Source organism: Sphingobium sp. AS12 (genome assembly GCF_019097845.1).
Taxonomy (GTDB): Bacteria; Pseudomonadota; Alphaproteobacteria; order Sphingomonadales; family Sphingomonadaceae; genus Sphingobium.
In genome coordinates this window covers 1-8,689 of sequence record NZ_JAHRGM010000044.1, presented here as the reverse complement: position 1 = coordinate 8,689, position 8,689 = coordinate 1, and the positions used below count along the sequence as shown (strand labels likewise).

At 55.6% G+C, this 8,689-nt stretch carries 7 protein-coding genes and 3 pseudogenes; all 10 read right to left on the bottom strand.

The genetic code is table 11. From position 1 onward, the window contains the following. Nucleotides 1–113 (bottom strand): transposase (locus KRZ98_RS16245; RefSeq protein ID WP_254798569.1); only part of this gene is annotated, 113 nt, incomplete at its 3' end. 90 nt (nucleotides 114–203) lie between these two features. Beyond that, a pseudogene (locus KRZ98_RS16240) lies at nucleotides 204–638 on the bottom strand (transposase family protein); the annotation flags it as partial. 244 nt (nucleotides 639–882) lie between these two features. Further along, a pseudogene (locus KRZ98_RS16235) lies at nucleotides 883–1,586 on the bottom strand (IS66 family transposase); the annotation flags it as partial. Between the two features lie 68 nt (nucleotides 1,587–1,654). Beyond that, nucleotides 1,655–1,825: pseudogene (locus tag KRZ98_RS16230) on the bottom strand (IS256 family transposase); the annotation flags it as partial. A 24-nt stretch (nucleotides 1,826–1,849) separates the two neighbouring features. Next, the gene (locus KRZ98_RS16225; protein ID WP_176401101.1) at nucleotides 1,850–3,304 is read right to left on the bottom strand and encodes an MFS transporter; all 1,455 of its coding nucleotides are present in this window, start codon (nucleotides 3,302–3,304) and stop codon (nucleotides 1,850–1,852) included. 500 nt (nucleotides 3,305–3,804) lie between these two features. After that, nucleotides 3,805–4,902, bottom strand: coding sequence for an NAD(P)-dependent alcohol dehydrogenase (locus tag KRZ98_RS16220; RefSeq protein ID WP_088189962.1), 1,098 nt, complete (start codon nucleotides 4,900–4,902; stop codon nucleotides 3,805–3,807). A gap of 36 nt (nucleotides 4,903–4,938) precedes the next feature. Continuing rightward, nucleotides 4,939–5,463, bottom strand: a complete 525-nt coding sequence (locus tag KRZ98_RS16215; protein WP_088189963.1) for an aromatic-ring-hydroxylating dioxygenase subunit beta — start codon at nucleotides 5,461–5,463, stop codon at nucleotides 4,939–4,941. Between the two features lie 51 nt (nucleotides 5,464–5,514). After that, nucleotides 5,515–6,879 (bottom strand): aromatic ring-hydroxylating dioxygenase subunit alpha, encoded by a 1,365-nt coding sequence (locus tag KRZ98_RS16210; RefSeq protein ID WP_088189964.1) that lies wholly within the window; start codon nucleotides 6,877–6,879, stop codon nucleotides 5,515–5,517. 410 nt (nucleotides 6,880–7,289) lie between these two features. Next, nucleotides 7,290–8,591, bottom strand: a complete 1,302-nt coding sequence (locus KRZ98_RS16205) for a DUF6537 domain-containing protein (protein WP_217674485.1) — start codon at nucleotides 8,589–8,591, stop codon at nucleotides 7,290–7,292. An 8-nt stretch (nucleotides 8,592–8,599) separates the two neighbouring features. After that, the coding region (locus tag KRZ98_RS24635; RefSeq protein WP_368389819.1) for an IS3 family transposase at nucleotides 8,600–8,689 on the bottom strand (90 nt) is incomplete at its 5' end.

Genomic DNA, 8,689 nt, shown 5'->3' with positions numbered 1-8,689 from the left:
ATGTCGTGCCGCCGTGCCACAGCCAAAACGCTGGCCCCAGGCGCAAAGGCTTCTGCCAAAATCTGCAGTCGTTCCTCGTCGCTCCAACGCCGCCGCCGTTCCGGCCCGGTCATTACCGTTATCTGCCGCATCCACTGTTCTAAGCGTGCTATCGAGAGCGTTCTTAAGAGCAGGCCCCTACCTCACGACAAGGCGCGTCTCGCCGGATGGATACGCTCCAGGTCGCAGATGATCGTTCCGTAGCGCTGTCCGCGCCGCCACGCCCAATCGTCGATGCCCACGATCGTAGGGGCAACGAAACCCGGCACAGGCGCCGACCGGATCATCCGCAGCAATGTATCGCCGCTCACCGGCATCGCCAACCTATGGGCGAGGCGGGAGCCCGGCTCACCGCCCGCTACAAGAGCCATAGCGCGCTGGCTCTCTGCAAGCCGATCGGAGCGTTGCGCCCTCGAAGCGGCGACCCCGGGCAATCGCTCCGTGAATATCTGCACCCTGCAATCAGGCGTCCTGCAGCGAAAGCGCCGCGCCGTGAGGCGCATCGCCACAATCCGTCCATGCCAGGGCAAATCCGAGAGATGGCGCTGGTAATGGCTATGCACGCTGCTCGAGTGCCGTCCGCAACCGGGGCACGAGGAGGAACGCTGAACTGGCCTCACATCCAAATGGAGCCTCCCGTCCGCTGTTTCGTCGCGACTGACAATCGTCAAACCTGCAGGAACGGGAGAAACCGAAGACATCTGGACCACGAGCAAATACCATCGCTGACCGTAATCCCGACTCTATGCACTCACCCGATTCGCGTGTGAATCCCTCAACTTGCACCAAAGATGCGGAAGAACCCCAGATCGTCGCGCAACAGGCGAGTTGCACCTGCTGGCGCCGCCGCGCAAGTGCGGCATAGCCACTATAGCCGTCGACCTGCAGGATGCCCGCAAAGGTGCCGAGATGCGCCTCGGGCCGTTCCGCTTTGCGATCTGGGGCGTAGACATAGGCGACCATTGGCGGGTCGCCGCCACCCATGGTCGATCGTCACGGGCGTAGGCCCATAGCTGACCCGTCTTAGTTCGTCCGCGTCCCGGATCGAGCACCGGGGCAGTCGTCTCATCAGCGAACAGCCGCTCGGCTTGCCGCAACTCGGCAAGAATACGCTCTCGCAAAGGGCGCAGATACCATGCAGCCCGGCCGACCCAATCTGCCAGCGTCGAGCGGTCCAGGTGGATACCCCGCCGGGCGTAGATCTGGGCCTGTCGATAGAGCGGCAAATGGTCGGCATATTTAGCGACCAGCACCTGCGCGATCAGCGCTTCGGTCGGGATGCCGCCTTCAATGATGCGCGCCGGTGCCGGCGCCTGAACGACAGCGCTCTCGCAGGAACGGCCGCCGTAGCGCGGGCGGCTTGTGAACAGCACACGAAAAGTAATAGGAACGACGTCGAGCCGCTCGGCCACATCCTCGCCGATCTGGTGGAGAGTGCCGGCGCAGCAGGGACAGGCCTTATCGTCGATATCGATGACCTGCTCGATCCGTTCCAAATGCGCAGGCAGAGAGCCCCGGTTGGTTTTGCGGGGGCGATCGGCGCGTTGCCGCCCAGCCGGGGCTTCGCTGGCCGCGGGACTGTCAGGAATTTCGTGTGCGGCGAGGCGGTTGACCATCAGGCCGTCATGGCCCTGATGAAACGTTCGCCGAAGAGCACGGCAAATTGCGCCTTCGCCATGTTCCACTCACGCGGGGGCATTTTCCACTCTTTCTCCGATCGGTTCAAGATCAGATATAGCAGTTTGGTGGCAGCATCATCGTTGGGGAAATGCCCCCGGGCACGGACATACCACGCCTCAACCTCTATTATTCAGCCTATCGAGACTATTGTTCGATATCTTATTAGTAACGTTATGCTCGCCACTGTCAAAGCGATGAAAGCAGCAACTACAATTGGCGCATCACTCTGCGCGCCGATCATGCGAAAGAGCGACGCCGCCAGTAATGCTCCTAGCGTTTGGCCGATCAACCGTGACAAGGAAAGCATTGCAGAAGCCGCTCCAGCGCGAGAATGGGGTGCGGTAGCCAACATACTATGGTTGTTCGGGACTTGGAAAATCCCAAAACCCAAACCGCAAATGGCCACCGCTGCAATTATCAAGAACACTGAGCTGCCCGGATGTATAAACGAAAGGCAAATTGCTCCTCCCGCAAGTGAGATTAATCCCGAACTACACAACCCGGCCGACGAAAAGCGATTAACTAGGCGGCCGGCAACGAATGCGGCAATCATGATGCCGATCGGCAGCGGAACCATGAGCATGCCGATCAATTCAGGCCCGAAATGCAACCGTTGTTGTAGAACGAAAGGAAATGATAGTGTTATCAGTATCATAACTGCATAAGCTGAAGCGGACATGCCATATGCTAAACGAAGAGAGCCCATCTTCAGCAAATCCAGTGGTACCATCGACTCATGGCTGATAGAAGTACGCTTCCGGAGGAAAAATATAGCAGAAACCGCAACGCCGACTTTAATGAATGTCCATTCTGAGGAGGAGTTTTGGGCCAAATCACTGAGAATAGAAAAACCTGCAGCGAAACCCAGACAGCACATTAGTGCCGAAATCGTGTCAAAAGAGCGTTTCGCAGACGCCGTGGAAGGGAGAGCCCACCATCCGAGCGCTAGCGCAACCAGACCAAACGGAAGGCCCACGGCAAACACCGCATGCCAATTTGCAAACGAGAGGACCACTGCGCATGCCGCTGGCCCCGATGCAGAGGCGAAGGAAACGGCAATGGTATTGTAGCCAATTCCACGCGGGACGAGTTCGGGAGGATAAATTGACCGGACCAAAGCTCCGCTGGTTACCATTACCGCGGCCGCACCAATTCCCTGCACAAAACGCGCGACAGCGAGCATAGTCAGGCTACCAGCGAAGATACTGCCAGAGGCGGCGATCATGAAAAGCAAAATGCCTGACAGATAGACTTTCTTGTAGCCGAGTATATCGCTCACCTTTGCCATCGGCAAAAGGGCCATTACGATTGCTATCTGATAGGCGTTGATCACCCACACCGACTTCGCGGCGGTCAGTTGAAGCCCTTTGGAGATGAAGGGCAGTGCAACACTAGCGATCGATGCGTCAATAATGGTTAGAATTATCGCACACCAGATCGAGAGAGCCGCCCAATATCGCCGGGCATCTCGAAGTCCGTTTCCAACTGGAGAGGTGTCTGAACAGTTTGACCAGACGCTGGTGCCCCGTTTATCGATCGAATTCATCCGTCTGCTACTTTGTGACTTGTAATCATCCTGATTCATTTTAAACTTTACCAAGTCTTCAATTGAAAGCCGCATTGCGTAAACAGATAGGACTAAACAACTTGGTCGTAACCCGAGATCGGCACGGTGTATTTCGACCGACTAACCGCCTTTAATTTTAGCTTCGGAACTGACTGAAGGCATGTTACGAAATCCAATCAATTAAGGTCATCGCGCGTACGTCAAAAGTTTACCAGGCACCCGCATAAAAGCGCATAGGACGATATGCAGTTGGCACTGAGGCAGTCACATAAACACAATACCCCTCTCTAGACGACCGCAGACCACATTTAACGAGATATAGACTAATTCTCGAAACAGGCCAATGACGGAGTATGTTTTCACATCAATAGGTGCAAATATCCTAATGAGTTACATCAATAACTACAATCATCCCTGTAATGGATAGGCTGCCTTTGTAGTATATCTAAAATACGGTTAAATAATCAATCTCACCCGCTCTGATGCCAAGATCGATCAAACACGGCTGTATCGCCAAATCACATCTTGAGAATGGCCTTAATCGCATTACCTGTTTTTTCTGTGTCTTCGACAGCCTGATTAATCTGGTCAAAATCGTAGAACGTACATAGCCGCTCGAACGGAAAAAGGCCGGCCTCTCGCATGGCAATTAGTTGCGGAATAAAGACTTGGGGAGTGCTTGAGCCTTCGACCACCCCACGTAGCTTGCGACCGAAAAGCATGTTGTTCATATCAAGCGTGAATTCGGTGCCCAACGCCGCACCGCCGACGACGGCTGTTTCCCCCATCGTATGCGTACTGTCCACTGCGCTTCGCAGAACTTGAGGTATGGCAGTGGTATCGATCGCATAGTCCGCGCCGCCATTGGTTCGGGCAATAATCGCCTCTTGGGCATTGGTGGTCGTTGCATCGACAAGATCAGTCGCGCCTAGTTCACGAGCCAATTGAAGCCGCGTTGGATTGCGATCGACTGCAATAATCTTAAGGCAACCGGAAGCCTTAGCGGCCATCACAGCACTGAGCCCGACTGAGCCGACGCCAAAGATTGCGATCGACGAACCCGGGGCGGGCTGCAGGGCGTTTAGGACAGCGCCTGCACCGGTTTGAATTCCGCAACCCAATGGACCAAGCAACTCGATCTGGGCGGAGTCGGCGACCTTTACGCAGTTGTTTTCATTCGCGATTGAGTAGGTTGCGAACGAGGACTGACCGAAGAAGCATGCATTCAACTCTTCTCCATTGCGCCGGATCGGGGTCGTTCCGTCCAGCCTGCGCCCCATGAAATTGAGTGGAAAAAGGCTTGGGCAATAAGCCTGGTGACCTTTCATGCATGACGGGCAGGTTCCGCAATAGCTAAACGACAACACTACCTTGTCGCCAGCTTTAACTGTGGTGACGCCGCGCCCGACCTTTTCGACAATTCCTGATCCTTCATGGCCCAAGACGGCAGGAAGCGGCGTTGGATAGTATTGGTCTCGTACAGTCAGATCAGTGTGGCACATCCCGGCCGCAGCGATCTTGACAAGCACTTCGTTGTCGCGGGGTTCCTCGATGTCGATCGCATCAAGAACGAACTCACCCCCCTTGCGTTCGATGATCGCGGCATAAGCTTCCATATCGAGTCTCCCTCTCCAGCGCTCTGCGGCGCACGTTCAACAGAAAAAATACAGGTTCTTGTCTTGGGTAACCCTTGCATCGAGCAGTAGCTTACGTCGGAAGACCTTAAACCCGTCGTCAACGCGGCGCAGCTTGTCTTCGCGCCCGAGTGTATGCACAGTCATCTCAAGCTGGCGGCGATTCCGATAAACGAGCACGTTCGAATAGACGTCGAATTCTCCGTTCCCCGTGTCGAACGCTTCGATATTGCTGACGAAGTAACGGATTTTGGAAGGCGGATCCTCCATCCACACGGTACCCGTATAAAGTCGCTGAACGCGTTGATCAAGTTCGCCATAATCGTCATTATATATCGCGGCGTCGTCAGGCGTCGGGTCAGGACGACGGTCCCTAAGAAATCGCTGTTCGTAGATCGGCATCCAGTAATGGATGTCCTCGGCTACCATATTATTCAACCACTCGCGATATTGTCCGGTCTGCCATAATCGAACTTCGGCGCGGTAGTGCATATCTATGGCGTACTGGACGTCTAATCCCGCCAGAACTCGTTCAACCGACATAAACACTCCGGTTTCGGTAAGTTATGAAAAAGCTTTAGGGCTCGTGACCGACTACTCGGCCGCGTCGAGCTTTGCCGTCCAGTAGTCGCGATTGAGGAAAACTGAGTCCCATACGCTGTCGTTCGCTTTCACGGCATCCCAATTGGGTGCATCCAGCAATTCCTTCCAGAAGCGATAGAAACCCCGATGGGACGTCTCCCCGATAAAGCTGGAACCGACGATCCCTGGATAGACCGGATGCGGCCCTTCGAAGCCAACGCCCATGCTGGAGTCCATCCGCCCGTCGCGAGTGATGTTTCCGCGATTGACAAATGTGGCTGACGACATGTTCTCGCCATCGTCGCTTTCCAGCGTTCCGGCCGTTCCGAAACTCCGGCTCGCTTCGCGCTGAATGATGCTCTTGGTTTCCCGGTCTGCGTCGCGCGGCACCATCGTATAAGTCCAAACCTCAATCTCATGCGGTCCCCGCGGATGCCAGACTTTGAATGTGTTGGTGCCATAAAGGAACGAACAACTCGGGAAGATCGAGCAATTCCAGTGACCGACATAAAGACGCTCACGCTCTGGCCCGAATTTCCGCAGCACTTCACCGCGCGTGTCGGCCAGATATTTTGCCCAACCATCTCGCTTGACGTGGATAGCGGGGGCGGCATTGTCGATCACGCCAAATCCGTGGCCGTGCCGAGTTGTGAATTGAAGACCGAGATCTTCGAACGGCATTTCAGCGCGATTGCCAGCCAAACCGGCGAGTTCTCCGCCAATCCCATGCAAGGCACCGGCGTGGGTCCAGCCAACATGATATCCGTCACCGACGAAATTTTCGGTCGGCACCTTCCAGTTACAAGCCAGAATGCTTTTCATCGGAGGGCCGAGCAATTCCAGCCCGCCGCCGGCGCCTTCCCAAATCGTATCAAGATACCAGCAGAATTCGCCCAGATATTCCTCGAGGCTTGGTGCGTCAGCATCGCCGCAGCCGAAAATGAAACCCTTGTAGGTTTCTACCCGGACATGTTTGGCGCCCAGTCGCGCTTTATCAAGTTGGCCGTGATAGCATCGCGATTCGAGCGGCACATCCACGAGGCTGCCGTCCTGCCCGTAAACCCAACCGTGATAGTTGCAGACGAAAGCCTTCGCATTGCCGCTGTCGGCGTGGCAAATCTGGTTGCCGCGATGGGTACATGAATTGATGAACGCCCGGAATGAACCATCGGGCTGATGCGACAGGATGACTTTGTCTTCGGCCATATAAGTAGTGATGAAGTCACCGGGTTTTGGCAGAAGAGATTCGTGGCCCAGGAACAGCCATGACCGTCCGAAAATCCGCTCCAGTTCGAGATTGTATACGTCTTTGTCCCAGAAAATTTCGCGCGATTGGGTCGATTCGACAGTGTCGACAAGGCTGGGATTTCCGGTCATTCTTCTCTCCGCAAAGCTCATCAAGCTCGCACAACAAGGGCGATCATTGTAGGCAATGCGATGCACTATATGCAAAAAAATAGAGGCCCGCAAGCTGCTTCTGCCGAGACAGGCGCAGGCTCCCGGGCGACTGTCTCGGACTGTTTTCCAGATTCTCAACGCTGGATGAACGATTTGGAGGTTAGTTAGCGCTGCTATTTGCCGCGACTCGCCAGGCCCAAATCTTTACCGTCTAGGGAGCAAGCGGCGCACGACTTATCGTCGCCATTTGCGCGCCGTACGAGTGCATAATCCCGCTATGACCAGCGGCATGTCGGCCATGGCCCGACCGCTGCCACCCTTCGCGTGATAAAGGGTGCTGCCCAGCGAATGCCCACCCGAGATCTTGGCGTTGAAGAGTTGCGCTGCGCTTATGCGGTCGCAACTTTAGGGGGATGGCTCGTATAATCACTTGGATTGGCGTCAAAAGCTGCCCGTAGCGAGGGCAACGCTAAGTCTGCTTTGATCATACTTTCGGTCTTCACCGGGCCATACCCCCGGATCATTTGTGGCCAGCGCGCCAGAGCGAGAGCATGATCGAATTTCACGACTGACAACTGACCGAGTATGTCACGCATGAACATTTCATATCGTTCGATTAACGCACGCTCAGCACGGCGCTCTTCGCTGTAACCGAACGGATCTAAAACAGTACCGCGCAGGCCGTTGAACTTAGACAAAAAGCGCAGCCCGTACAGCATCCATGGCTTGAATTCGCGCTTTTTGGGGCGACTGGTCGCCGGATCAAGTTTCGAAAAGATTGGCGGCGCCATATGGAAGCGGAGCGTGTAGTCACCGCTGAACCCTTGCTTTAGCGTATCGAGGAAGGTTCCGTCGCTGAACAGCCTGGCCACCTCATATTCGTCCTTATAGGCGAGCAGTTTGTAAAAATTGCGCGCGACTGCCTCGGTCAAGCTGGACGACAAAGGCGCAATTAATTTCTCGGCCTGCCGTGCCGATTCTACTAGTGACAGGAAGCGAGTCGCCAAGGCTTCGCCCTGATAGGCCACAAGATCGACTCGCCTCCGCTCGACAAGTTCATCGACCGTTTCTGACATTGCCAAACTATCGCGACGCGGCTTGCCGGCCTCAGCCAACTTCGTGACCGCGGCCGGATCGTGAGCCAACATGCGTCCCAGTGCGAACGCCTGGAGATTGGCGGGCACGGCGACACCGTTGGACTCGATGGCCTGCTCGAGCGATCCATGCCCAACTGGAAGCCAGCCCATTTGGCAGGTGAAGCCTAGCAGCATTATGTTGGCACCGATTGTGTTGCCTGTCAGTTGTTCGGCTAGTTCGGTCGCCTCTATGAAGGTAACCCGTCCAGCACCGCAGAATCGTTCGATTGCGGTACGTTGCGCGAAAACCGGCACAGTGAAGTCACGGTCCCGTGTGAAAGCACCGGTGACAGTGGCATGATCATTGACGACCGCAACGGTGGCACCGGAACGCAGACGCGAGAGCGACTCGTCGGACGCTGCTGTCACAAGGTCGGCGCCGATCAACAGGTCACACTGGCCCACCGAAAGTCGGGTTGCGCGCAACTGATCAGCGTTGTCGGCGACTTTGAGATGACAATACACTGCGCCGAACTTCTGTGCGAGACCGGTGAGGTCAAGTGCCTGAACCGATTTTCCCTCCGCCTGGACTTGTAACGGTTTTGTGCCGGTCACCTATCTCATTATGCCACCTTGGCTTCGAACGCGAGCGGGCTGATGCCGCCCAGATATGAATGGCGACGACGGGTGTTGTAGAAGCCATTGATGTACTG

Bases quoted from the DNA above. Each gene is read 5' to 3' on its own strand.
- KRZ98_RS16225 (WP_176401101.1), bottom strand. From the start codon at position 3,304: ATGAATCAGGATGATTACAAGTCACAAAGTAGCAGACGGATGAATTCG.
- KRZ98_RS16220 (WP_088189962.1), bottom strand. From the start codon at position 4,902: ATGGAAGCTTATGCCGCGATCATCGAACGCAAGGGGGGTGAGTTCGTT.
- KRZ98_RS16215 (WP_088189963.1), bottom strand. From the start codon at position 5,463: ATGTCGGTTGAACGAGTTCTGGCGGGATTAGACGTCCAGTACGCCATA.
- KRZ98_RS16210 (WP_088189964.1), bottom strand. From the start codon at position 6,879: ATGACCGGAAATCCCAGCCTTGTCGACACTGTCGAATCGACCCAATCG.